The sequence below is a fragment of the Promicromonospora sukumoe genome (assembly GCF_014137995.1).
Lineage (GTDB): Bacteria > Actinomycetota > Actinomycetes > Actinomycetales > Cellulomonadaceae > Promicromonospora > Promicromonospora sukumoe.
In genome coordinates, this window is record NZ_JACGWV010000001.1 from 1,152,562 (window position 1) to 1,177,951 (window position 25,390).

17 protein-coding genes and 1 riboswitch are annotated in these 25,390 nt (G+C 74.4%); of the genes, 12 read left to right on the top strand and 5 right to left on the bottom strand.

All coding sequences use genetic code 11. The annotated features are described in order from the left end of the window. Nucleotides 1-34 precede the first annotated feature (34 nt). The 10 genes from FHX71_RS05075 to FHX71_RS05120 all read left to right on the top strand — a co-directional run bounded on the left by FHX71_RS05075 (nt 35) and on the right by FHX71_RS05120 (nt 16,615). Nucleotides 35-3,145, top strand: a complete 3,111-nt coding sequence (locus FHX71_RS05075; RefSeq protein WP_182614706.1) for an alpha-mannosidase — start codon at nt 35-37, stop codon at nt 3,143-3,145. 198 nt (nt 3,146-3,343) lie between these two features. After that, nucleotides 3,344-4,630, top strand: coding sequence for an ABC transporter substrate-binding protein (locus tag FHX71_RS05080; RefSeq protein ID WP_182614707.1), 1,287 nt, complete (start codon nt 3,344-3,346; stop codon nt 4,628-4,630). Next, a complete protein-coding gene (locus FHX71_RS05085; protein ID WP_182614708.1) occupies nt 4,627-4,803 on the top strand; it encodes a hypothetical protein in 177 nt (58 codons plus the stop codon). Before FHX71_RS05080 ends, FHX71_RS05085 begins: the two co-directional genes overlap by 4 nt. Beyond that, nucleotides 4,800-8,111, top strand: coding sequence for a GH92 family glycosyl hydrolase (locus tag FHX71_RS05090; protein ID WP_182614709.1), 3,312 nt, complete (start codon nt 4,800-4,802; stop codon nt 8,109-8,111). Before FHX71_RS05085 ends, FHX71_RS05090 begins: the two co-directional genes overlap by 4 nt. 833 nt (nt 8,112-8,944) lie before the next feature. Then, nucleotides 8,945-9,057, top strand: a riboswitch (SAM riboswitch). 363 nt (nt 9,058-9,420) lie between these two features. Further along, nucleotides 9,421-10,587: an LLM class flavin-dependent oxidoreductase gene (locus FHX71_RS05095; RefSeq protein WP_182614710.1), complete on the top strand. Its 1,167-nt coding sequence runs from the start codon at nt 9,421-9,423 to the stop codon at nt 10,585-10,587. A gap of 50 nt (nt 10,588-10,637) precedes the next feature. Continuing rightward, on the top strand, nt 10,638-10,994 hold the full coding sequence (locus FHX71_RS05100) for a rhodanese-like domain-containing protein (RefSeq protein ID WP_182614711.1): 357 nt from the start codon (nt 10,638-10,640) through the stop codon (nt 10,992-10,994). Beyond that, nucleotides 10,991-12,331: an O-acetylhomoserine aminocarboxypropyltransferase/cysteine synthase family protein gene (locus FHX71_RS05105; protein WP_182614712.1), complete on the top strand. Its 1,341-nt coding sequence runs from the start codon at nt 10,991-10,993 to the stop codon at nt 12,329-12,331. Before FHX71_RS05100 ends, FHX71_RS05105 begins: the two co-directional genes overlap by 4 nt. Next, nucleotides 12,328-13,680 (top strand): LLM class flavin-dependent oxidoreductase, encoded by a 1,353-nt coding sequence (locus FHX71_RS05110; protein WP_182614713.1) that lies wholly within the window; start codon nt 12,328-12,330, stop codon nt 13,678-13,680. The genes FHX71_RS05105 and FHX71_RS05110 overlap by 4 nt, the downstream gene beginning before the upstream one ends. A 180-nt stretch (nt 13,681-13,860) precedes the next feature. After that, on the top strand, nt 13,861-15,171 hold the full coding sequence (locus FHX71_RS05115; RefSeq protein ID WP_182614714.1) for an LLM class flavin-dependent oxidoreductase: 1,311 nt from the start codon (nt 13,861-13,863) through the stop codon (nt 15,169-15,171). A 61-nt stretch (nt 15,172-15,232) separates the two neighbouring features. Next, entirely contained in the window at nt 15,233-16,615 is a 1,383-nt protein-coding gene (locus FHX71_RS05120; protein WP_182614715.1) for an NtaA/DmoA family FMN-dependent monooxygenase, read from the top strand. Between the two features lie 91 nt (nt 16,616-16,706). Here the strand turns inward: FHX71_RS05120 and FHX71_RS05125 are convergent, their stop codons facing one another. Both FHX71_RS05125 and FHX71_RS05130 read right to left on the bottom strand, forming a co-directional pair. Beyond that, nucleotides 16,707-18,098 (bottom strand): NtaA/DmoA family FMN-dependent monooxygenase, encoded by a 1,392-nt coding sequence (locus FHX71_RS05125; RefSeq protein ID WP_182614716.1) that lies wholly within the window; start codon nt 18,096-18,098, stop codon nt 16,707-16,709. 10 nt (nt 18,099-18,108) lie between these two features. Further along, nucleotides 18,109-19,266, bottom strand: coding sequence for an LLM class flavin-dependent oxidoreductase (locus tag FHX71_RS05130; RefSeq protein WP_312876929.1), 1,158 nt, complete (start codon nt 19,264-19,266; stop codon nt 18,109-18,111). Between the two features lie 521 nt (nt 19,267-19,787). Here FHX71_RS05130 and FHX71_RS05135 point away from each other — a divergent pair. Then, nucleotides 19,788-20,846, top strand: coding sequence for an NADPH-dependent oxidoreductase (locus FHX71_RS05135; RefSeq protein ID WP_220489504.1), 1,059 nt, complete (start codon nt 19,788-19,790; stop codon nt 20,844-20,846). Nucleotides 20,847-21,161: 315 nt separating this feature from the next. Here the strand turns inward: FHX71_RS05135 and FHX71_RS05140 are convergent, their stop codons facing one another. The 3 genes from FHX71_RS05140 to FHX71_RS05150 form a co-directional block, all read right to left on the bottom strand. Then, a complete protein-coding gene (locus FHX71_RS05140) occupies nt 21,162-21,725 on the bottom strand; it encodes a flavin reductase family protein (protein ID WP_182614718.1) in 564 nt (187 codons plus the stop codon). Then, nucleotides 21,722-22,300 (bottom strand): NAD(P)H-dependent oxidoreductase, encoded by a 579-nt coding sequence (locus FHX71_RS05145; protein ID WP_182614719.1) that lies wholly within the window; start codon nt 22,298-22,300, stop codon nt 21,722-21,724. The genes FHX71_RS05140 and FHX71_RS05145 overlap by 4 nt, the downstream gene beginning before the upstream one ends. Nucleotides 22,301-22,443: 143 nt before the next feature. Next, nucleotides 22,444-23,664 carry an aminotransferase-like domain-containing protein gene (locus FHX71_RS05150; RefSeq protein ID WP_182614720.1) on the bottom strand — a complete coding sequence of 407 codons (1,221 nt, stop codon included), beginning with the start codon at nt 23,662-23,664 and terminating at the stop codon, nt 22,444-22,446. Between the two features lie 216 nt (nt 23,665-23,880). Between FHX71_RS05150 and FHX71_RS05155 the strand changes: the two genes are divergently transcribed. After that, nucleotides 23,881-25,374, top strand: coding sequence for an FAD-binding oxidoreductase (locus FHX71_RS05155; RefSeq protein WP_182614721.1), 1,494 nt, complete (start codon nt 23,881-23,883; stop codon nt 25,372-25,374). Nucleotides 25,375-25,390: the final 16 nt, after the last annotated feature.

Below are 25,390 nucleotides of genomic sequence, written 5' to 3' on the forward strand. Positions count from 1 at the left end.
TGCGTTCAACGGTGAAACAGGGGAGGCCCTTTCGATGCACGACGACATCACACTGACCACCGGGCGCGCGCACCGGGTGCTGACGGAGCGGATCTGGCCGGCGGTCTATTCGACGTCGGTACCGCTCGACGTCGAGTGGCACGCCCTGCCGGGCGAGCCGATCCCGCCGGCCGAGGGCCTCGCCCTCACGATGGAGCCGTACGAGGTGGGCACCCCGTGGGGCCCGGCGTGGGCCACCACCTGGTTCCGGCTGACGGGCACGGTGCCCGCGGAGTGGGCCGGACGCACGGTCGAGGCCGTGGTCGACCTGGGCTTCGACGTCGACCGGACCGGCTTCCAGGCCGAGGCCCTGGTCTACCGCCCCGACGGCACCCCGGTGAAGTCCATCAACCCGCGCAACCAGCACGTCGTCGTCGCCGACGCCGCGGCCGGCGGCGAGCAGGTCGAGCTGTACCTGGAGGCGGCGTCCAACCCGGTGCTGCTGGGGCACAACGTGTTCGAGCGGACCACGGAGGGCGACACCACCACCTCGTCCCCGCACCCGCTGTACACGACCCGCCGCATCGACCTCGCGGTCTTCGAGTCCGAGGTGCACGACCTCGCGCTCGACGTCGAGGTGCTGCTGGGTCTCCAGGCCGAGCTGCCCACCGGACCGCGCCGGATGCGGATCCTCCAGGCGCTCGACGACGCCCTCGACGTGCTCGACCTCCAGCGCATCCCCGAGACCGCCGCCGCGGCCCGGGCCGCGCTCGCGGACGTGCTGGCCAGCCCGGCCGAGCACAGCGCCCACGAGGTCTCCGCCGTCGGGCACGCGCACATCGACTCCGCCTGGCTGTGGCCCGTGCGCGAGACGATCCGCAAGGTCGCCCGCACGACGTCGTCCATGGCGGACCTCATCGAGCGCACCGACGACTTCGTCTACGGCATGTCGTCCGCGCAGCAGTACGCGTGGGTCAAGGAGCACCGGCCCGAGGTGTGGGCCCGCGTCAAGGAGGCCGTCGCCTCCGGCCGGTTCCTGCCGCTGGGCGGCATGTGGGTCGAGTCCGACACCGTGATGCCGTCGGGCGAGGCGCTGGTGCGCCAGTTCTCCCAGGGGCAGCGGTTCTTCGAGCGCGAGTTCGGCCTGCGCTCCCACGGGGTGTGGCTGCCCGACTCGTTCGGCTACTCGCCGGCCCTGCCGCAGCTCGTGCGCCGCGCCGGGTTCGACTGGTTCTTCACGCAGAAGATCTCCTGGAACCAGGTCAACGTCTTCCCGCACCACACGTTCTGGTGGGAGGGCATCGACGGGTCGCGCGTGCTGACGCACTTCCCGCCGATGGACACCTACAACTCGGAGCTCTCGGGCGAGGAGCTCGCCAAGGCGACCCGCCAGTTCCGCGAGTCGCGCCGCGCCACGGGCTCGATCGCTCCCGTCGGATACGGCGACGGCGGCGGCGGCACCACCCGCGAGATGACGGGCCGGGCCAAGCGGCTCGCGAGCCTGGAGGGCAGCGCCAAGGTGCGCTGGGAGCACCCGGACGCGTTCTTCGAGCGCGCTCGCGGGGAGCTGGTCGCGTCCGGGACGGATGACAGCGCTGTCTGGGTGGGCGAGCTCTACCTGGAGCTGCACCGCGCCACGCTGACGTCGCAGCACCGGACCAAGCAGGGCAACCGCCGCAACGAGCAGCTCCTGGTCGAGGCCGAGGCCTGGGCGGCCACGGCGTCGGCCCGGACCGGGGCGGACTACCCCTACGAGGAGCTCGACGCCCTGTGGCAGCAGGTCCTGCTGCTCCAGTTCCACGACATCCTGCCGGGCACGTCCATCGCCTGGGTGCACCGCGAGGCCGTGGCGCAGCACGCCGCGATCACCGAGGGTGCGCAGGCGATCATCGACCGCGCGCTGCGGGCCCTGGTCGGCGAGGGCGAGGTGGCCCTGCGGGCCAACCCCGCCGTCTTCGCGCAGGCGGGCGTGCCGGCCCTCGGCGTGGCCCCGGCGTCCGCCCCGGCCGCGGCGTCGAGCACGCTGGAGGAGCTGCCCGACGGCGGGTACGTCCTGGCGAACGAGCTGGTGCGGATCACGCTGGACGCCGCCGGGCACGTCACCGCCGCCGTCGACCTGGCCACCGGCCGGGACGCGGTGGCGCCCGGCCGGGACGCCAACGTGCTGCAGCTCCACCAGGACTTCCCGAACAAGTGGGACGCCTGGGACGTCGACCGGTTCTACCGCAACTCGGTGACCGACCTGCGCGAGGCGGAGAAGGTCACCGCCGCGGTGGAGGACGGCGTGGCCGTGGTGACGGTGCGCCGGCAGTTCTCGGCCTCCAGCCTGGAACAGGTGATCACGCTCGCGCCGGGCAGCCGCACCCTGGAGGTCGACCTGCGCACCGACTGGCACGAGACCGAGAAGTTCCTCAAGGTCGCCTTCCCGCTCGACGTGCGCGCCGAGCACGTGGCCGCCGAGACACAGTTCGGGTTCCACAAGCGGGTCACGCACACCAACACGAGCTGGGAGGCCGCCAAGTTCGAGACGTCGATGCACAAGTGGCTGCTCGCGGAGGAGCCGGGCTTCGGCGTCGGGCTCGTCAACGACTCGTCGTACGCCTACGACGTGACGCGCGAGGTGTCCGAGCACGGTGTCGCCCCGTCGCCGGGCGCGCCGGAGGTGACGACGACCGTGCGGCTGTCGCTGCTGCGGGCGCCCCGGTTCCCCGACCCGGAGACCGACCAGGGCCTCCAGACGCACCGGTACGGCCTGGTCGTCGGCGCGGACACCGCGGTGGCGACCGAGGCCGGGGCGACGTTCGGCGCGCGTCCGCGCGAGCTGCGCGGCGCGTCCGGCGTCGAGCCGCTGGTGGGCGTGACCGGCGGCGTCACGCTGTCGGCGGTCAAGCTCGCCGACGACCGGTCGGGTGACCTCGTGGTGCGCGTCTACGAGGCGCACGGCCGCCGCGCGTCGGGCACCGTGACGGTGGCCGCGCCCGTGAGCGGCGCCCGGACCGTCAGCCTCATCGAGGACGGCATCGTGGGCGACGTGGAGGGCGGCGTCGAGGGCGGCGTCGAGGGCGGCGCCGACGGTGGCGCGGTCGCGGGGCTGACGGCGGACGGCACGGTGCCACTCGACCTGGGCCCGTTCGAGGTGCGCACGCTGCGGTTCACGCGCGCCTGACCCGCTCCTCGCGCGTGTCAGACCTACAGGTCACCCGGGTGACCTGTAGGTCTGACACGAGGTTCGTGCCAGCCTTGACACCGGCGGGCACCGGCGAAGACTCTTTGGTCCTCGCTGAAGCGCTTTCGTCGTGCGGTGGCGACCACACGCCCACCGGAGATCCCCAGACGCGACGAGGCCTCTGCCGGAAGGACTGTCATGAGCATCACCAGGATCGGGGCCGCGGGAGCCGCCCTGACCATGCTGGCCGCGCTCGGCGGCTGCGGCCTCAACGGCTCCGGCACCACCGACCCGGACGGCGGGGCGGACCCGACGACCGACGTGACCGGCGCGGTCACCCTCCAGACGTGGGCGCTCCAGCCCCGCTACACGGAGTACGTCGAGGGCGTCATCGCCGCCTTCGAGGAGCAGTACCCGGGCACCCAGGTCACCTGGCTCGACCAGCCCGGCGACAACTACTCGGAGAAGGTGCTGGAGCAGGCCGCGGGGGGCGAGCTGCCCGACGTCACGAACCTGCCCCCGGACTTCGCGCTCTCCCTCGCGCGCGAGGGCCTGCTCACCGACATCACCACCGTCGACGACACCCTCGCGCAGACCTATGTGCCCGGGGCGCTCGCGGCCTACCGGTACGCGGGCCTCGAGGGCACGTACGGCTTCCCCTGGTACCTGACCACGGACGTGAACTACTGGAACACCGAGATGCTCGTGGGCGCCGGGCTCGACCCGGCCAACCCGCCGACCACCCTCGACGAGCTCGTCGCGCAGGCCCGGACCATGCACGACGCGACCGGCGGGTACCTCATGAGCCGCAAGCCCGGCCTGGGCGACCTCGCGGCGGCCGGCATCCCCCTGCTGTCCGACGACGGCGCCGAGTTCACGTTCAACACGCCGGAGGCGGCCGCGCTCCTGGACGTCTACCGGGACGCCTACGCCGAGGGGCTCATGCCGGACGACGTGCTCACCGACGCCTACCTCGGCAACGGCCAGCTCTTCACCGACGGCAAGGTGGCCTGGTCGACCGGCGGCGGCAACTTCATCAACAGCGCGGTGGCGAACAACCCGGCGCTGGAGGGCAAGATCGCGTCCTCGCCGTACATGGGCGACACCCCGCTGTACGTGCAGGGCCTGTCCGTCTCGAACCAGTCGGAGCACCTGCCCACGGCGGTGGCGCTGGCCCGGTTCGTCACGAACGCGGCCAACCAGGAGGCGTTCTCCGCGGAGGTGCCCGGCGTCTTCCCGTCCACGGCGTCCTCGCAGGAGAACCCGGACCTGTCCGAGAGCGACGGCTCGCCCCAGGGCGACGCCAAGGCCATCGCGTTCAGCAACCTCACCACGGCACGGGTGCTCCAGCCGGTCGAGGTCAGCGAGGAGATGACCACCATCATCAACCAGCAGTTCGCGGCGGCCATCGCGGGGGACCGGACCTCGCAGGACGCCCTCGACGCGGCGGTCGACGAGTGCAACAAGCTGCTCGCCGACCTGTGAGCGCACCCCCGCCGCCGCACGACACCGGGCACCGGCCCGGCCCGAACACCAGGGCGGTCCCCGCCCTCGACGAAAGGCCCACTGCAATCTGCTACGACACCGACGTCGCCGCGCCCGCGGCCGTCACCGCACTGTCCTTCCCTGGCCCGACGACGGCGGAGGTCGCGGCATGACCGGCCCCGCCCACGTCCCCGCCGGCCGCCCCTGCGCAGGCCTGACCAGCGAGAACGCGACCCTGGTGCGGCACCACGGCGAGGGCCGGACCGTGCTGCTCGACGGCCTGGACCTGCCCGTCGAGGCCGGCACCGAGCTGCGCTACGCCGTCCTGCCGGTGCTCGACGAGAAGCTGACCTACGCCTCCACGTACGTGGGGCTCGACCTGCTGCTCGACGACGGCACCTGGGTCGCGGGGACCGAGACCGGCCGCGCGCTGGGGGACCAGCACGGGATGCCGGCCACCGCCGTCGGGCAGGGGGACGCGCGCATCCTGGTGCCCGACCACTGGAACCTGGTCCGCGTGGACCTGACCCCGGTGGCGCAGGCCCTGCCCGGCCGTCGCGTGCGCGCCGTCGCCGTCGTCACCGCCGCGCCGGACGGCGGGGTCAGCGAGGTGTGGCTCGACACCGTGTCCGTGGGGCCCCGCGCCGTGCGCACCGGCACCGGCCGCACCGACCTCGTGGACACCCGCCGCGGCACCCACTCCACGGGCGCCTACTCGCGCGGCAACAACGTGCCCGCCGCCGCCGTGCCGAACGGCTTCACGATGTGGGTCCCGCTGACCGACGCCGCCTCCGAGCGCTGGCTCTACTCCTGGGCCGCGCACAACGGCCCGGACAACCGGCCGCGCCTGCAGGGCGTGGGCATCTCGCACGAGCCGAGCCCCTGGATGGGGGACCGCGACCAGCTCGCGTTCCACCTGGTGCCCGCCTCCGCCTCGGGCGACGGCGAGGTCCCGGACGCGGGTCTGGCGGCCCGGTCCGTCGGCTTCTCGCACGACGACGAGACCGCCCGGCCGCACCGCTACGACGTCGGGCTGGACGGCGGCGCCCGCGTCGCCGTCGCGGCGTCCGACCACGGCGGCGTGCTCCGGTTCACCTTCCCGCCCGGCGCCACGAAGGGCCACCTGCTGATCGACGCCGTGGGTGACACCGGCGCGGACGGTGCGCCCGTCTCCGTGACCGTGCACGACGACGGCACGTTCACCGGCTGGAGCGACCACGGCAGCCCGCTGTCGGTGGGGCGCAGCCGCATGTACGTCGTCGGGCGGATCTCTCGGCCGGTGCTGGGCACGGGCCGGGCGCGGGGGCGGGAGCACGCGACGTACGCGACGGTGGCGCTGGACGCTGCTTCCGCGAGCGGTGCCGATGCTGCGGCGAACCGGGCTGTCGAGGTGCGCGTGGCGACGTCGTACATCAGCGAGGAGCTCGCCCGGCTCGCCCTGGAACGCGAGGTGTCCGGCACCTTCGAGGAGGTCGCCGACGCCGCCCGCACGCTGTGGGAGGACCGCCTCGGCGTGCTCGACGTCGACGGCGCGTCCGAGGAGCAGCAGGTCACGCTCTACTCGAACCTGTACCGGCTGAACCTGTACCCGTCGTCGTACACCGAGGTGGGGGCCGACGGCGAGGCCGTGCACGCCTCGCCCGTGCTCGACGGCGCCCCCGCGGTGCCCGGGGAGATGTTCGTCAACCACGGGTTCTGGGACACCTACCGCACCTGCTGGCCGGCCTACGCGCTGCTCTACCCGGAGGTCGCCGGACGGCTCGCCGACGGGTTCGTGCAGCAGTACCGCGAGGGCGGCTGGGTCGCCCGCTGGTCGTCGCCGGGCTACGCCGACCTGATGACGGGCACGTCGTCCGACGTCGCCTTCGCCGACCTGTACCTGCGCGGCGTCGACCTGCCCGACCCGCTCGCCACGTACGACGCCGGGCTGCGGAACGCGACGGCGCTGCCCACACGCTCCGGCGTCGGCCGCAAGGGCCAGGACTTCGCGCTCACGAACGGCTGGGTGCCGCGCGACGTCGAGGAGTCCGTGTCGTGGAGCCTGGAGGGCTACATCAACGATGCCGGGCTGGCCAAGATGGCGCAGGCGCTCGCGGACGCGCCCGGCACGCCCGACGAGCGGCGTCGGGCTCTGCGCGACGAGGCCGCCTACCTGCGGCAGAGCGCGTTCGGGTACGTGCACCTCTTCGACGCCGCAACCGGGTTCTTCCGGGGACGCGGGCGGGACGGGGCGTTCGACCCGGCACCGTTCGACCCGGACGCGTGGGGCGGCGACTACACCGAGTCGGACGCCTGGAACTTCCTGTTCCACCCCGTGCACGACGGCGCGGGCCTCGCCGCGCTGCACGGCGGGCGCGCCGGGCTGGAGCGGCTGCTGGAGCGGTTCTTCGCCGAGCCCGAGCAGGCCGACAAGCCCGGCAGCTACGGCACAGCGATCCACGAGATGTTCGAGGCGCGCGACGTGCGCCTGGGCCAGCTCGGCCAGTCGAACCAGGTGTCGCACCACATCGCGTGGACGTGGTCGGTCGCCGGGCGGCCCGACCGCACCCAGGAGGTCGTGCGCGAGATCCTGACCCGGCTGTGGACCGGCAACGACATCGGCCAGGGTTACCACGGCGACGAGGACAACGGCGAGATGTCGGCCTGGTACATCCTCGCCGCGCTCGGCCTGTACCCCCTGGAGATCGGGTCGCCGCGGTGGGCGGTCACGTCGCCGCTCTTCGAGCGCGCCGTGGTGCACCGGCCCGACGGCGACCTTGTGATCGAGGCCCCGGGCGCGGCCGAGCGGCTGTACGTGGCGGGACTCGAGGTGTCGGCTGGTGCTGGTGCTGGTGCTGGTGCTGGTGCTGGCCGCGTCGTGGTCGAGCCGTCGGTCGACAACGCCGACCTGGTCGGGGGAGCGACCCTCCGCTTCGCCCTGTCGGACGTGCCGACCCGCTGGGGTGTGCTTGAGGACGACGTTGTAGGTGAGGGTGCTGATGCCGTGGTCGGTGTTGCCGCACCTGGTGCCGTCGTCGTCGGTGCCGGTGCTGCCTTTGCTGGTGCTGCCGGTGCCGGGGCCGATGGCGCCGGTGCTCTCCGGCCGGCGTCCGACCGACCGTGGCGGCGAGCCGACGGCGGCTGGCGCAGTGCCGAGGGCAGCGCGCTGCCGCACCTGACCGACGGCGACCTCACGGCGTCGGCGGAGGTGAACGGCACTCTCGAGTGGGCGCCCGCAGCAGACACCCCGGCAGACGTCCCGGCAGACGCGGTGCTGCGCGCCTACACGCTGACCTCGGGTGCGTTTCCTGACAGGGCGCCGTCGGCGTGGCGACTGGTCGCGGCCGACGGCCGGGTGCTCGACGAGCGGTCGGGCGAGGAGTGGCGCTGGCCCAGCCAGCTGCGCCCGTTCGTGCTCGACGAGCCCGTCCCGCTGACCGCCGTCCGGCTGGAACTCACCGACTCGGGCGCCCTGACCCAGATCGAGCTCCTCCTGGCCTGACCCTTCGCAGCTCCGACGGCGGCACCCACTCACGCCGTCCCCGGTGTCGGGCCCGAACCCGAAGTGCGCTTCTACCCAGTCATTACGCCCGAAAGCAGCCTGGTTCCGGGCCGAATGACTGGGTAGAAGCGCACTTCCGTGTACCTGTGCGGCGGAGCCGGACGGGAGGCGCGGGGAGAACATGCGCGATCGGGATGCGTTGCTCTCGGTAGACATTGTCGACCGAGCGCAATGCACCTCTGAGCGATGGGGGCTCCGCAGACCGCGGCCCGCGGGAAGGTGCGCTTCTACCCAGTCATTACGCCCGAAAACAGCCCGGTTCCGGGCCCAATGACTGGGTAGAAGCGCACATCCGTGTGCCCCGGCGGCGATGCCCATGGGGGGACGGCGACGCCAACCAGGGGAGGGCTCGCCCGGGCTGCGCCGGCCCCAGGTGTGTGCTCCGGGCCACCACGCCCTCCATGTGCTCGGGTCTTGCATGTCTGTCCGCCTTCAATGAGCTCGGTCGGTTGGTTTGAGATCGGTCAATCAGCCGACCGATCTCAAAGCAACCGACCGAGCTCATTGAACGGCCGGTGCAACCGGCCGATCTCGCGGACCGGGTGCCGGACCAAGCGCCGGGCCGAGTGCCGGCCCGGGCGCCGCGCCAAGCACCGCGCCGGGCGCCGCGCAGCCGTTGCACCAGCCCCCGCCCACCCCACCAACCACCCCCAGGTCCCGGGATGTGAGATCTGGCGGACAGATCGTTGACTTCTATGGGTTCCATTCGTATCTTCTGTGACATCGAGACCAACCACACCAATCCGATCGGAGAGATGTAGAAGGTCTCGGCAGGTCATGAGCTCCGACACGAAGCCCCGGCTGGTCGGACGGCAACCCCCCGCGCGGGTGGGTGCCCCGGGTGAGGACCAGGTCCACCGCCGGCCGGCGGATGACAACACGCGTCGCTCGCCGATGGGCGAGCAGGTGAGGAGAACGACGATGACCCGGAGCGCCGCCCCCGCTGCCCCCGCCGTCCACGTGTCCCTGCCGTCCCGGATCGTCCCCCTGCGGGCTGGTGCTGCCCCGCGCGAGGACATGTGTTGTCACTGTTCCTGTCGCTGACGGCGACAGCCCGGCACTGACCTTCCCTCGGCGTCGTACGCCGAGCCCCGGCCGTATCCGGCCCTCACGTTCCTGACCGGACGTCTCTTTCCTGCCTCTCGGCAGCCACGCTCCCGGGTGACCCCCAGGCGCCGTCGTGCATCCCGCGCGTCGGCCGGGTCCTCCGGGCGCCGTCGTGCCGCCGCAGCCCGAACGGAGCCCCGCCGTGCCGTACCCGTCGCAGCCCACGTCCCTCTCGTCCACCGGCCCGTCCGCCCGTCCCGTCGTGCTCGGCGTGGACCTCACCTCCGCCGGCGCCCGCCCGGGCGCCCACCGGGCACGTGGCCCCATCGCGCCGCGCCCGTTCGACGGCGAGCGCTTCCTGCACCTCATGCGGACCGCAGACCGTGGCCTGCTGGACTTCGTCAGCCTCGACGAGGGCTTCCTGCTCCACCCCGGCCGCAGCCAGGTCACCGGGCGGCTGGACACGGCCGTCGCCGCGGCCCGCGCCGCGCGCGTCACGACGGGCATCGGCCTGGTCGCCGCCGTCGACACCGTGCACGTCGAGGCGGGCCACGCCGCCGTCGCGCTGAGCAGCATCGACCGCGCGAGCAGCGGCCGGGCCGGCTGGCAGGCCGTGCGGCAGAGCAGGCTCCCCGAGGCCGACGACGCCTGGGCCGCCCGGGTCGAGCTCGGCATCCGGTCCGTCACCCAGGTGTGGACGGGGCGTCCCGGCAGCGGGTCGGGCGCGGTCGAGCTCGACGCCGAGGGCCGGTTCCGCGTGGACCACGACGGCATCCGGTTCGCCGTCCGCGGCCGCCCGGCCGCCGGCACGGAGGACGCCCTGCCGCAGGTGCCGCCGCCGCTCGTCGTGTCGGCGCGCTCCGAGGCAAGCGCCGCGCTGGCCGGCCGCACCGCCGACGTCGCGCGGATCACCGTGACCGACGCCGCGCAGGCGGTGCGCCTGCGCCGGCTCGTGCGGGACTCGGCGCTGTCGGCCGGGCGGGACCCCGAGGACGTGCGCGTGCTCGCCGAGGTCTACGTGGTGCTCGCGGCCGAGCGGGCCAGCGCCCGCGCCCGGCTGGAGCTCGTCGAGGCCCTGGAGGGCACCGCGGCCATGGGCGACGGACTCGTGATCGCCGACACCCCGGACGAGCTGGCCACCCTGATCGCCGACTTGACCACGGTCGGCGCCGTCGACGGGTTCCTGCTGCGGCCGTCCTCGCTCAGCTCGGACCTCGACACGATCACCGACCACCTGGTGCCCGCCCTCCAGCACGCCGGCCTGTTCCGCACCGAGCGCACGGAGACGACGCTGCGCGGCTCGCTCGGACTGTCCGACGCCGAGCGGGAGCGCGAGGCACTGCCCACGGGCCGGCTGCTCAGCGCCTGACGAGCACCAGCGCCTGGCCCCCGTACCCCCCCACACCAAGGAGACCCACCATGACCACCCCTGAGCTGCAGACCCCCGACGCCGCGGGCGCCAAGGTCGCCGGCGGCGCCCTGCTGATCGACGTCCGCTCGGCCGCCGGCCGCGCGTCGGCGGGCGAGATCCCGGGCGCCACCCTCGCGGACCGGAACGACCTCGACGCGCTGTTCGGGCCGTCCGACAACCCCGCGATCACCCTCGACACGCCCGTCGTGATCGTCTGCGGCTCGATCAACGGCTCCGGACCCGTCGCCGAGGCGCTCGCCGCCCGCGGCTACACCGACGTCTCGCACGTCGACGGCGGGTTCCCGGCCTGGAAGGAGGCGGGCCTGCCCGCGACGGAGGCGGCCGAGCCGAGCGCGGCCCCATGACCGGCTTCGCCACCCGGCAGGTGCACGCGCGCAGCGCGGGGCGGGACGACGCCGGGCGCGCCACCGGTGCGCCCGACCCCGCGGCGTCGGGCCACGTGGTCCCGCGCGCCACGCCCGTCTACCTGACCGCCGGGTTCGAGTTCGAGGAGTGGGAGCAGGCCGCCGGGCACTTCGGCGCCGGCGAGGGCTTCGCCTACACGCGCACCGGCAACCCGACCACGGCCGCCGTCGAGCAGCGGATCGCGGCCCTGGAGGGCGGCGCCGACGCGCTCTTCCTGGCCAGCGGGCAGGCGGCCGTCACCGTCGCCCTGCTCGGCCTGGTCGAGGCGGGGCAGCGCGTGCTCGCGGCGTCCAGCATCTACGAGGGCACCCGCGGGCTGCTCCTGGAGAACCTGCCGCGCCTCGGCATCGAGGCCGACTTCGTGGACGACGCCGCCGACCCGGCCGCCTGGGAGCGAGCGATCCGCCCCGAGACTCGGGTGCTGTTCCTGGAGTCGATCCCGAACGCCCGCAACGACCTGCCCGACCTCGCGGCCGTGGCCGACGTCGCGCACGCGCACGGGCTGGTGCTCGTCGTCGACAACACCCTCGCGACGCCCTACCTGCTGCGCCCGATCGAGCACGGGGCCGACGTCGTCGTGCACTCCGCCAGCAAGTTCCTCGCGGGGCACGGCTCGGTGCTGGGCGGCGTCGTCGTCGACGCCGGGACGTTCGACGCGCGCGCCTCGGGCGCGCTGTACCCGCACCTGGTGGCGCCGTCGCGCACGGGCGGGCCGAGCGTGGCCGAGCGGCACGGCGGGCGGGCGCGCCTGGCGTACCTGCGCGAGACGGTCGCGCCGCGGTTCGGCCCGACGCCGTCGCCGCTGAACGCGTTCCTCGTGGGCCAGGGCATCGAGACCCTGTCGCTGCGGGTGGCCCGGCAGAGCGCGTCAGCCCTGGAGGTCGCGCGCTGGCTGGCGTTCCGGCCCGAGGTCGCGTCCGTGGACTACTCGGGGCTCGACTCCAGCCCGTCGTACGCGCTGGCCAAGCGGTACCTGCCGGACGGCCAGGGCTCCGTGTTCACCTTCACGCTGCACGGTGGTGCCCCCGCGGCGCGGGCGCTCGTCGAGGCCGTGCAGGTCTTCACCCACATGACCCACATCGGCGACGTCCGCTCGCTCGTGCTGCACCCCGAGAGCACCAGCCACGTGCTGCGCACTCCGGCCGAACGCGCCGCCTCGGGCATCCACCCGGGCACCCTGCGCCTCTCGGTCGGCATCGAGGACCTGCCCGACCTGATCGGCGACCTCGACCGGGGGCTCGCGGCCGCCCGAACCACACGCAAGGAGACACCATGACCCGCCAGCAGCACCTCGGCTGGTTCCTGGCCCGCGGCTTCGGGCCGCACGGCTGGGGCCACGACTACCTGGACTGGAACTACGACTGGACCCGGCCCGACCTCTACGTCGAGTCGGCCCGCGCCCTGGAGCAGGCGGGCGTCGACCTGCTGATCATCGAGGACGCCCCGTCGCTCGGCAGCCCCGAGACCATCGACCTGCGCGTGCGGCAGGCGTTCGGCGGCCCCAAGCACGACCCGCTGCTGCTGGCCCCGTACCTGTTCGCCGCGACCCAGCACCTCGGCATCGTGCCGACGGTCAACCCGGCCGCCGTGCTGCCCTACACCGGGGCGCGCCAGCTCGCGACGCTCCAGCACCTCTCGGGCGGCCGGTTCGGCCTCAACCTCGTGACCGACACCGGCAGTGCGCGGCACTTCTCGGACGCGCCGCCGCTCGGGCACGACGCCGCGTACGACCGCGCCGAGGAGTGGCTCGACGGCGTCCGCTCGCTGTGGCGCTCCTGGGACGACGGCGCGCTGATCGCCGACCCGGGCGCCGTCGGGCCCGGCGGCACGCGGACCGGGGGCCGGTACGCCGACGGCGGCCTGCTGCGCCCGGTGCGGCACCGCGGCGAGCACTTCGCGTTCGACGGCCCGCTCAACGCGCTCCCGTTCGCCGACGGCGCGGACGGCGAGCCCGTGATCGTCTCGCCGGGCGGCTCGGGCCGCGGGCTGGCGTTCGCGGGCGCGAACAGCGACGTGCAGCTCGCGCTCACGCCCCTGACGGAGCGCAGCGTGCGCGACTACCGGGCCAAGGTGCACGCCGCCGCCCGCGCGTCGGGCCGGGCGCTGGAGCACGTCAAGGTCCTGTTCGCGATCAAGCCCGTGCTCGTGTCCAGCCCGCAGGAGGCCGACCGCCTGGTCGCGGCGTCCGCCAACCCCGACGACGGCACGCTGTGGCGCATCGCCGAGCAGCAGTCGAGCGACCTGGAGACCGACCTGACGGCGCTCGACCTGGACAAGCCGCTGCCCACGGGCCTGTTCGGTGACCATGTCTCCCACGGGTCCATCAAGCGGCTGGTCGGCGAGCACGACCTGGCGACCACGCCGCTGCGCGTGCTGCTCGGCGGGCTCGCCCGGCTGGGCCGCATCGCCGACCGCACGGGCTGGGTGGGCACGGCGGGCGAGTTCGCCGACCTCATCGAGGAGCTGGGGGAGTGGGGCAACGACGGCGTGCTGCTGTGGGGCGACCTGCACCCCGTCACCGTGCACCGCACTCTCGACGAGCTGGTCCCGATCCTGCGGCGCCGCGGCATCCTGCGCACCGAGTGGGCCGACGGCGGGCTGCGGGCCAACCTGCGCGCGTTCTGAGCCGTTCCGGTGACCCCCGGACGTGTCAGACCTACAGGTCCCTCGGGTGACCTGTAGGTCTGACACATTCCTCCAGCATGTGAGATGTTCCGGCGGACCCCTTGGCAGGGTGCCGGGCGCACCTATCGTCGGCGCCACCGCGGCCCCCGCCCGGGCCGCCCGACGCCGCGAGGAGCAGCCATGACGACCGACGGTTCTCTCACCGCACCACAGGATCCGGCGCACGATCCGGCCGACGACCCCGCCCGCGAACCGGCCGCAGGACACGACCAAGCCCCGGCATCCACACCGATCGTCGCCGTCGCGCTCGACGGCGCCGGCTGGCACCCCGCCGCGTGGCGCGAGCCCGGCGCCCGCCCCGAGGCCCTGACCGACGCCGCCTACTGGGTCGGCCTGACCCAGCTCGCCGAGGCCGGGCTCGTCGACCTCGTGACGTTCGAGGACAGCTTCGGCATCCCCGTCGGGCCCTGGGACGACCCGGCCGCCGACCGGACCGACCGCGTGCGGGTGCGGCTGGACGCCGAGCTCGTCGCGGCGCGCGTGGCCCCCACGACGCGCCACGTCGGGCTCGTGCCCGTCGTGACGGTCACCCACACCGAGCCGTTCCACGTCGCCAAGGCCCTGGCCACCCTGGACCACACCAGCCGGGGCCGGGCGGGCTGGCAGGTGCGCGCCTCGCCGTCGGGCACGGAGGCGCGGCTGACGGGCCGCCGCGACCTGCCGGAGATCACGCAGGAGGACTACACCTCCGGCAGGGCGGACGAGCAGGTCGCGGAGCGGTTCGCCGAGGCGGCCGCCGTCGTCGACGCGGTCCGCGCGCTCTGGGACTCCTGGGAGGACGACGCCGAGATCCGCGACGTCGCCACGCGCCGGTTCATCGACCGCGACAAGGTGCACCGCGTCGACGTCGAGACGCCGTGGTTCTCGGTGCGCGGCCCGTCCATCACGCCGCGTCCGCCGCAGGGCCAGCCCGTCGTCACCGCGCTCGCGCACGCCACCGTGCCGTACGAGCTGGCCGCCCGTTCCGCCGACGTCGTCTTCGTGACGCCGCAGGACGACGCGACGGCGGCCTCGATCCTGGCCGAGGTGCGCGCCGCCGAGGAGCGGGTGGGCCGCACGGGGGAGCCGCTGCGCGTCGTCGCCGACCTGGCCGTGGTGCTCGACACCAACGGGCGGGCCGGTGCCGAGCGGCTGGCGCGCCTGGACGCGCGGGCGGGCTCGGCCGCCGGTTCCGGCTGGGTCACCGATGCCCGGGTGCTCGCCGGGTCCGCGGCCGACGTCGCCGACGTGGTCGAGGCCTGGACCGCCCTCGGGTACGACGGCGTGCGCCTGCGCCCGGCCGTGCTGCCCGACGACCTGGAGGCGCTGGTCACCGACGTGCTGCCGGAGCTGCGGCGCCGCGGCCTGGCCCGCACCGCGTACGACGCCGGCTCGCTGCGCGGGCTGCTGCGCCTGCCGACCGACGTACCCAGCCGGTTCGCCGTCGTCTGACCGGTGCGCGCCACCGGCACCGCACCGACAACCCCGCCCGAGACGTGAGAGCGAGCAGACCATGAGCACACCCACCGGCACGCCCCGCAAGCAGATCATCCTCGGCGCCTACCTGGGCGGCGTGAACCACCACACGCTGTGGCACCTCCCGGAGTCGGGCAGCCAGATCGACTTCTCGACCTTCGAGCACACGGCCCGCACCGCCGAGCGCGGCCGGTTCGACTTCTTCTTCCTCGCGGAGGGCCTGGCGCTGCGTGAGCGCGACGGGCAGGTCTTCGACCAGGACATCGTCGGGCGGCCCGACACGTTCACGGTGCTGGCCTCGCTCGCCGCCGTGACCGAGCACCTGGGCCTGGCCGCGACCATCAACGCGACCTTCAACGAGCCCTACGAGCTGGCCCGGCAGATCGTCTCCCTCGACCACCTCTCCGGCGGGCGGGCGGCCTGGAACGTCGTGACGAGCTTCGACGCGTTCACCGGCGCCAACTTCCGCCGGGGCGGGTTCCTGGACCGCTCCCAGCGGTACGAGCGCGCCGCGGAGACCATCGAGGTCGTGCGCTCCCTGTGGGACTCGTGGGCCGCCGAGGACCTGGTCATCGACAAGGAAGCGGGCGTCTTCTCCCGGTCCGGCGCGGGCTCGTTCGCGCACGCCGGACCGCAGTTCGACGTCGGCGGCTGGTTCGGCGTCCCGCGCGCGCCGCAGGGCCACCCCGTGATCCTGCAGGCAGGGGTCTCGCCGCAGGGCCGGGACTTCGCGGCGGCCAACTCGGACGCGATCTTCTCGCCGTACGGCCGGTTCGACGAGGCGCGCGCCTACTACCAGGACGTCAAGGCGCGCGCCGCCGGCTTCGGCCGCGACCCCGACCACCTGAAGATCCTGCCGAGCGCGTCGTTCGTGCTCGGCGCGACCGAGAAAGAGGCGCAGGACAAGGCCCGGTGGGTGCGCGAGGAGCAGGTCACGGGCCGCACCGCGCAGATCCTGCTGGAGCAGATCTGGAACCGAGACCTGTCGGCCTACGACCCCGACGGCCCGCTGCCCGACGTCGAGCCCGCGCTCGACGCGCCGTCGTTCATCGCGGGACGCGCCCTGACGCACGCCGACCGGCCCGCGACCGTGGCGCGGCTGCGCGCCCAGGCCGAGGCCAACGGCTGGTCCCTGCGGCAGACGGCGGTCGAGGAGTTCACGCGCGGCTCGTTCGTCGGCACGCCCACGCGGGTGGCCGACGCCCTCGACGACTTCGTGCAGGACGACGGCTCGGACGGGTTCGTCATCGGCTCGTATCTCGTGCCGACCGGCCTGGACGAGTTCGTCGACGACGTCGTGCCGCTGCTGCAGGAGCGCGGCTCGCTGCGCACGGAGTACACGGGCACCACGCTGCGCGACAACCTGGGGCTTCCGACGCCGGCCCGGGCCGGCGACGCGGCGGTGGCGCGGGCCGTCTAGCCCGGGCCTGAGTGTCAGACACCCCCGTACGTGTCAGACGTACAGGTCACCCGAGGGACCTGTACGTCTGACACGTACGGGGGTGGTGGGGCTACGCCGCGCCGACGGCGGTCGCGGCCGCCCGGCGGGTGAGCGGGGCGCGCAGGCCCAGGTGCTCGCGCAGCGTGGTTCCCGTGTACGACGTCGGGTACGCGCCCCGCTCCTGGAGCTCCGGGACCACCCGGTCGACGATGTCGTCCAGGCCCGACGGCACGATCCACGGGCTGATGTTGAACCCGTCGACGGCGCCGGTGCGCACCCACCGGATCAGGTCCTCGGCGACCGAGGCGGGCATGCCCTGGAAGCCGCGCTCGCCGCTGTCGCGGACCACGAGCTCGCGGATCGACAGGTGCTCGGCCTCGGCCAGCGCCCGCCAGCGCGCGGCGACCTCGCGGGTGCGCGCCCCGGTGGTGGCCGAGCCGCGCTCGCCGCCCAGCTCCTCCACGACCGGGTCGTGGGCGGGCAGGGGACCGTCGGGGTCGTAGCCGGACAGGTCCTCGCCCCAGATGTTGCCCACGATCGACAGCGCCGTGGCCGGGCTGACCTGGTTCCAGCGGACCCAGCGCGCCCGCTCCTCGGCGTCGGCGGGCGTGTCGCCCACGATGATGCCGGTGCCGGGGAAGATCTTCACGTCGTCCTCGGGGCGGCCCGCGGCCACGGTCCGACGGCGGACGTCGGCGGCGAACTCCAGCGCGTCGGCCAGCACGGCGCCGTGGCGGGAGAAGATCACGTCCGCGTTGGCCGCCGCGAAGTCGCGGCCCTGCGGGGAGTCGCCCGCCTGGAAGATGATCGGATGCCCCTGCGGGCTGCGCGGCGTGGTGGGGTCGAGCTCGACGTCGAACATCGCGCTGTGCTCGGAGACGTGCGCGACGGTCCCGCTGAACGCGTCGCTGCCGCCGGCGTCGGGGAAGGCGTCCCAGATCTGGCGGGCGACGTCGAGCTGGCCCTGCGCCCGGTCGTACCGCAGGGCGTGGTCGAGGTACCCGCCGCGGCGGAAGTTGGCGCCGGTCCAGGCGTTGTCCGTGGTCACGACGTTCCACGCGGCGCGGCCGCCGGACAGCACGTCCAGGCTCTGCAGCCGCCGGGCCAGGTCGGCCGGGTCGTTGTACGTGGTGTTCTGGGTGGCGACGAGGCCGATGTGCGTCGTGATCGCGGCCAGCGCGGCGAGCTGCGTGATCGCGTCGGGCCGGCCCACCACGTCGAGGTCGTGCAGGGCGCCGCGCGACTCGCGCAGCCGCAGTCCCTCGCCGAGGAAGAACGCGTCGAACAGCCCGCGCTCGGCCGTGCGGATCACGCGCTCGAACGTGGCGAAGTCGGTCTGCGACCCGGACTCCGGGTCGGACCAGATGGTGGTGTGGTTGACGCCCTGGAAGAAGACGCCGAAGTGCACCTGGGCGTCGGGTCGGGTCACGGGGACGTCGGGGTGGCGGTCGGGCACGGTCATGGCGGCCTCCTCAGGCGCTCGGCGCGTCGGCCAGGACGCGCGTCTCGTAGCGGTTGGCGGGGCGCGGCAGCCCGAGGGACTCGCGCAGCGTGGCCCCCGCACGCGGCGCCGCGACGAGCCGGGCGGCCCGCAGTGCGGGCAGCACGTCGCGCGCCAGCACCGGCAGGTCGACGTCGAGCACCGCGGGCAGGAGCCGCACGCCGTCGACCGGGCGGCGGCCGTCCGGACCGGGCGTGGCGAGCTCGGTGAGCAGGGCGACCAGCCCGGCGGCGTCGCCCACGTAGCGCAGGGCGCGCGTGTCCCACGGCGAGCGCACGCCCGCGGGCGTGCTGGCGTCCAGCACCGCGAGGCGGTCCGCGCCGGTGCGACCCCCGGCGTCGAGCACCACCTCGAGGTCGACGCCGGCCAGCGGCGAGTGCTCGCGCGCCGCGGTCGCGTTGCCGCGCGCCGTGCCGACGCCGGAGCCGCCGACCAGCGTGACGTCGACGAGGCGTTCGGCGCCGCCTGCCTCCGGGGCGCCCGGGCGGCCGAGGGCGGGCCGCACGTCGCCGTCGGACGCCAGCACCACGAGCTGCCCCTGGGGCGGCCGGGGCGTGATGAGCGGGCCCTTCACGGAGAAGGTCTCGCCCACGAAGTCCACGTGGTGCACGCGGTCGCGGTCGATGTAGCGGCCGGTGGGGACGTCGCGGATCACCGCGTCGTCCTCCCACGAGTCCCACAGGTCGCGGACCACCTGCACGACGTCGCGCGCTTCGCGCGACACGTCGCCGACGACGGTGCGGCCGTAGGCGTCGGCGGTCGCGGCGTCGCGGGTGACCGCGGCGAGCCAGCCGGCGCGCCCCGACGCCGCGATGTCCAGCGACGCGAGCTGGGCCGCGACGTGAAAGGGCTCCGGGTACGTGGTCGGCACCTGCGGCACCAGGCCGATCGCCGTCGTCGTGCGGGAGACGAACGCCGCGCGCGTGACGGACTCCAGCCGGGCCGACGCCGGCGAGCCCGCGACCGCCGGGAGCAGGGCGTCCGTGAAGGAGACGAAGGTGAGGCCGGCGTGCTCGGCCTGCCGGACCGTGCGCGCCAGCCGGGTGCCGGACACGAGGTCGGCGCCGGCGAGGCGCGCGACGGCGGCGGCCGCCGGGTGCGCGCCCGCGCCGTCGGCGTCAAGGCCCACGAAGAAGGGGGCCGGGTGTGCTGACGGTGGCGGTGCAGAGGGCTGTGCTGGGGGCGGTGAAGAGGGCAAGGGGATCCTCCGGATGTCGTCGCGGCGCGCCCCGCGGACCTGTCGCGGACGCCGACCGCGCGCAACATAGCCCCGCCCCCGCCGAGCGCAATGGCCCTGCCGGATCGTCTCGCCATCCGGTCGCCCCGCCACCCGCGCGTCGTCCCCGCCGACCGTGCCGCCGCCTCCGACGGCGCCGTTGACCACAGCAATTCCTGCCAGGGGGCGCGCGACTCTGGCAGCAACCGCTGTGGTCAACGACTACGGCGAATGGTCTCTGACGGGAAAAAATCCGACGAGTCAACCAATCCGGCAAAGAGTCCATATAGTGGGCGATCGTCGACGGGAACCCTGGCAGCGGGCGTGGCGGCGCCGCTCGGGCCATGTCCGGATCGTGAGACGACAAAGAGGGGCATTGACGAACCGGCCCCGGGCGTGAGTGCGTAGTGGTCCGTCCACCCCACGGAGCACTCATGACAGCCATCGACGCCTTTCCGGTCACTACCCCGACCGAGACCGCTCCCGCACCCCCGGCCCGCGCGGCGGCCCGGTCCGTCCGCGCACCGCGGGCGCACCAGCACGACCCCCTGCACGACGCCGTGCGCGACGAAGCGCACGGCTCCACGCACGACCCCTCCCTCGACCACGGCTCACCCGAGCACGCCGGCCGGCTCGCCGCCGCGCGCGCCCAGGTGGCCGCCCGCTACGGCGTGAGCCCGCGACGAGCCGACACCGCAGCGCCGCAGGTGTCCGCCACCGTCGCCGCCGCGGCCGACCTCCCGCGGTCCGTGCTGGACGTCCAGCTCGGGCACCGCTCGGTCCGGCGCTTCCTGCCCGGGCCGCTCGCGCCGTCCGTGCTGCCCACCCTCGTGGCGGCCGCCCAGTCCGCGCCGACGACGTCGAACCTCCAGCTCTGGAGCGTCGTCGCGATCACCGACACGGCGCGCCTGGCGCGCGTCGCCGAGCTGTCGGGTCAGCAGGAGCACGTGCGCGACGCGCCCCTGCTGCTTGTCTGGGTCGCCGACGTCGCCCGCGTGCGCACCCTCGCCGAGCGGCGGAACACGGCCGTCCACGCGACCGGGTACCTGGAGACCACGGTCACCGCGTACCTCGACGCGGCGCTCGCGGCGCAGAACGCCATGGTCGCCGCCGAGTCGCTCGGGCTCGGCACGGTCTACCTCGGCGGGGTCCGCGACCGGCCCGAGGCGCTCGCGGCCGAGCTGCGGCTGCCGCGCGGCACGGCGCCCGTCGTGGGCCTCGTCGTCGGCCGCCCCGACCCGGCGGCGCGTCCCGGGCGGGTCAAGCCGCGGCTGCCGCAGGCCGTGGTGCTGCACCACGAGACCTACGACACGGCGCGGCAGCTCCGGCCGCTGGCCGCCTACGAGCGGCGGATGACCGACTTCTACCGCGAGGAGGGCATGGACGGCGGCTGGATCGGTCGCACGCTGACCCGGCTGCGCGGGCCGGGGTCGCTGCGCGGCCGGGAGCGACTGCGGTCGGCACTGGCCACGCTGGGGCTGCCGTCCTGGTAAGGCTGCTGCGCTTCCGGGCGTAATGACTGGGTAGACGGCACACAGCTGCGTGCCCAGCGATTGTGCCGGGATCTGGCCCCGTTCCGGGCCCAATGACTGGGTAGATGCCACACCACCGTCTACCCAGTCATTACGCCCGGATGTCGTCTCGTTTCGGGCGTCATCGCCGGGTGCGGCCGGGGGTTGGTCTACCTCGTCATTGGGCCCGGAAACCAGGTGGTTCCGGGCCCAATGACTGGGTAGAACGTCCGCGCCAACGCTGTCCCGGGGCGGCGTCAACACCGTCCCGCGACGGCGCTAGCCCCGCGCCGTCGCTCAGATCGCCGTGTCGTCGCCGATGCGGTGGTACGCGCGGTTCTTGTAGACCAGCGGCGAGGCGTCCGGCTGCCCGCCGCGCTCGGTGAGGCTGGAGGCCAGCGCCCGCAGCGAGACGAGGTAGCTGTCGCCGATCGGGGTGCGCTGCACGACGCGCGCCCGGAACCACGAGACGGCGCCGTCGATCACGGGCTCCCCGGTGGGCAGGGGTGACCAGCCGCCGTCGGCGAAGCGGTCGATGCCGCTGGTGGCGAAGCGCGCCGAGACGTGGTCCTGGTGGTCGGCGAGGAAGCTGACCGCCAGCGTGCTGGCCTCGGAGATCGCGGGCCACGACGAGGACGTCGAGGCGAGCGAGAACGCCAGCAGCGGGGGCGCCGCGGAGACCGAGATGACCGACGTCGCCGTGAAGCCGACGGGTCGGCCCTCGTGCAGCAGGGCGACGACGGCGACCCCGGCGGGGTGGTTGCGGAAGACGGTCTTGAACTCGTCGGGGCTGAGCTGGGGCTCGTCCTGCTGGGCCAAGAGCTCCTCCAGGGCGGACAGATCGATGTTCTCGGCGGTCATCGCACGACCTCCCCGACACCGGCAGCAACAAGCGCCGGCACCACGGCCCGCCGCAGCGCCTCACCACCCCGGTCCAGCCAGGCCTCGATCACGCCGTCCAGGTCGGCGAGCTGCCCCTCGGTGACGGTCAGCGAGCGGGCCGGCACCACGGCGCCGAGCTCGACGAGCACGGGCCGCAGGTGCACCTCGCCCGCGAGTGCGTGCCCCGGGTTGCCGGAGACCACGAGCGGCACGGCGACGACGCCGGCGAGGCCGTCGTTGCCGTACAGGTCCAGGAAGGACTTGAGCAGCCCGGTGTAGGCCGCCTTGTAGACGGGGGTGGCGATCACGGCGACGGTGGCGCCGGCGAGGCGCTCCTTCGCGGCGTCGGCCGCCGGGTGCTCGGGCGCGAGGATCTCCGCGGCGAACGTGGCCAGGTCGATCGTCGCGACGTCGTCGATGCCCAGGTGCGCGGCGATCCGCTGCGCGGCCGCCTCGGCGGCGCCCAGGGTGCGCGACCCGGGCCGCGGGTTGCCGGAGACGACCACGACGGTGGGTGCGGACTCGGTGGTGGTCGGTGCGTTCGGTGAGGTCATGTGAGGGCTCCTCGCAACAGGTTGAGCTTTGGTGGTCGCGCGGTGGGCGGTTGACCGTGAGGGAGGTATAGGCGGCGAATCGGAGGATGACCAGGGCCAGACCCGGACTTCTCACTATCCGGACCCGTTCGTGGGCACCGGCGTCAGCCGAAGGCGCGCGCCAGCCGCTCGACGGCGGTGCGCAGCTCGTCGTCCGTGCGGTCGCCGTACGCCAGGCGCAGGCGGCGCGCGGAGTCCGTGCCGGGTCCCGTCACGAAGAACTCGCCCTGCTGGTAGTCGATTCCCTCGGCGCTCGCCCGGGCGTGCAGCGCGGCGGCGTCCACGGCGTCGTCGGCGAGGCACGGCCAGAGGAAGAACCCGCCCTCCGGCACGGTGGCCTCCAGCTGGCCGGGGAGCTGGGCCTCCAGCTCCGCGACCAGCAGCTCCGCGCGGTGCCGGTACAGCTCGCGGGCCGCGGCGAGCGTCGTGTCGAACCAGCCGGGGCGGCTGACCAGCAGGTGCTCCACGAGGGTCTGCACGAACGTCGAGGAGTGTGAGTCCTGGCGGTTGCGCAGCCGCAGGAACGGGTCGACGAGGTGGTCGGGCAGCACGAGCCAGCCCAGGCGCAGGCCCGGGCCGAGCGTCTTGGTGAACGTGTTGACGTGCACCACGTGGTCGGAGTCGAAGAACACGCGCCGGCCCTGGTCGGTGCCCGCGAACCGCAGCTCGCGGTACGGGTCGTCGGCGATCACCACGAACCCGTACCGCTCCGCCAGCTCGACGAGCGCGGCGCGCTTGGCCGCCGACAGCGTGCCCTGCGACGGGTTGTGGAAGTCGGGCACGGTGTAGACGGCGGCGATCCGCTCGCCCTCGGCCAGACGCCGGGCCAGGTGCTCGACGTCGAGCCCGTCCGCCTCGACCGGCACCGGCAGCGTCTCGGCGCCGACGAGCTCCAGAGTGCGCAGGAACAGCGGGTACGCGGGATTGTCGACGGCGACCCGGCCGCCGCGCTCGACCAGCGCCTGCACCGTCAGCGACAGGCCGTGCATGCCGCCGTTCGTGATCAGGATCCGGCGCGGGTTTACGCCCTCCCGCTCGGCGATCCAGCCGCGCAGGCCCTCGAAGCCGTGCGAGCCGGAGTACTGCAGCGCGGCGGCGGCCCCGCCGGCGTCCCAGACCTCGCCGAGCGACTCGCGCAGCTCGGCCAGGGGCAGCGCCGACGGGTCGGGGATGCCGCCGAGCAGGCGGATCGCGTCGGGGCGCGGCGACAGCAGGCTCTGGTCGCCGAAGCCCTTCGGCACCGTCAGGCCCCGGGCCAGGGCGGACGGGACCAGCGGCGCGGTGGCGGCCGGCGCGTCCGGGGCGGTCGGGTCGGTGAGCGTCATGTCGTCTCCTCGGGAAGCGGTGGGGTGCGGCCGGCCCGACGGCGGTCGGCGGCCGGGGCGGGTACGGCCCGCAGGTATAAGGCATGCCCGGCCCGACGCCGCCCGGTTTCGCCGAACTTCTCAGTCCCTGGACGCGATACGGGCGCGAGCCGCTCAAGATCCGAGACGTCGCCGAAGATCGTTGACTCGCGGGGGAGCGGCTCGTAGAACCGCGACATGTCGACCACCACGCCGCCCGCCGCCGCGCCCGAAGCACCCGGAACCCCCGAGGCCCCCGGAGCACAAGAGACAACCCCGTCCCCGCTCCTCACCGCCCTGCGCACCCACCTCGCCCCGGCCGACGTGCTCACCGCCCCCGACGCCGTCGAGCCCTACCGGTCCGACGTCACGGGCCTGCGCGACACCCGCCCACCGGCCGTCGTCGTCGTGCCGCGCACCGTGGAGCAGGTGCAGGAGGTGGCGCGGGCGGCGTCCGCGCACGGCGTGCCGCTCGTGGTGCGCGGCGCGGGCACGGGGCTGGCGGGCGGGGCGGCGGCGCCGGCCGACGGCATCGTGCTGTCCACCGAGGGGCTGGCCGGCATCCGGATCGACGCCGACGACCACGTCGCCGTCGTCGGCCCGGGCGCGATCACCGACCACGTCGACCTCGCCGCGCGCGAGCACGGGCTGATGTACGCCCCGGACCCCGCGTCATCCCAGATCTCGACGATCGGCGGCAACATCGCGACCAACGCGGGCGGGCTGCGCTGCGTCAAGTACGGCGTGACCCGCGAGTCCGTGCTGGCGCTGGACGTGGTGCTCGCGGACGGCACGCTGCTGCGCACGGGGCACCGCAGCGTCAAGGGCGTGGTCGGCTACGACCTGGTGAGCCTGATCGTGGGCAGCGAGGGCACGCTCGGCATCGTCGTCGGCGCCACGCTGCGCCTCCTGCCGGCCCCCACCGCGGTGCGCACCCTGGTCGCCTCCGTGCCCACCCTGCCCGACGCCGGGCGCGCCGTCGGCGTCGTGACCGGCTCCGGCGTGCGGCCCTCGACGGTCGAGCTGCTCAACGCCGCGACCCTGGAGAACATCGACGCCCACAGCGGCACCGACCTCGTGGCGCGGCACGGCGGCGGGCTCGTGCTCGTCCGGACGGACGGTCCGGGCGCCGACGCCGAGATCGCGCTGCTCGCCGACGCGCTGTCGGCCGCGGGCCTGGACGCCCAGGTGCTCGACGACGCCGAGGGCGAGCGGTACTACGAGCTGCGCCGCACGGGCCGCGGCCACCGCGCCGACCTGTGGTCGGTCGGCGAGGACGTGGCGGTGCCGCGGTCCGCGCTGGTGCCCGTGCTGGAGGCGATCGAGGAGATCGGCCGGCGGTTCGACGTCGACGTGACCGCCGTCGCGCACGCCGGCGACGGCAACCTGCACCCGGGCCTGAGCGTGCCCAAGCAGCCGGGCGAGACCGCCCCGCCCGCCCGGCTGCACGAGGCCGCGGACGCACTGGTCCGCGCCGCGCTCGCGCACGGTGGCACGCTCAGCGGGGAGCACGGCGTCGGCATCGCCAAACGGCACTGGCTCGCCGACGAGCTCGGCGCCGAGCAGATCGCCCTGCAGCGCGCGATCAAGGCCGTCCTCGATCCGGCGGGCATCCTCGCGCCGGGCGGCTTCCTCGCGGACGTGCCGGTCGACGACGTGCCGTTCGCCGCCGACGGCACCGCCGTGCCCTGATCGGCCGGGACGTTTC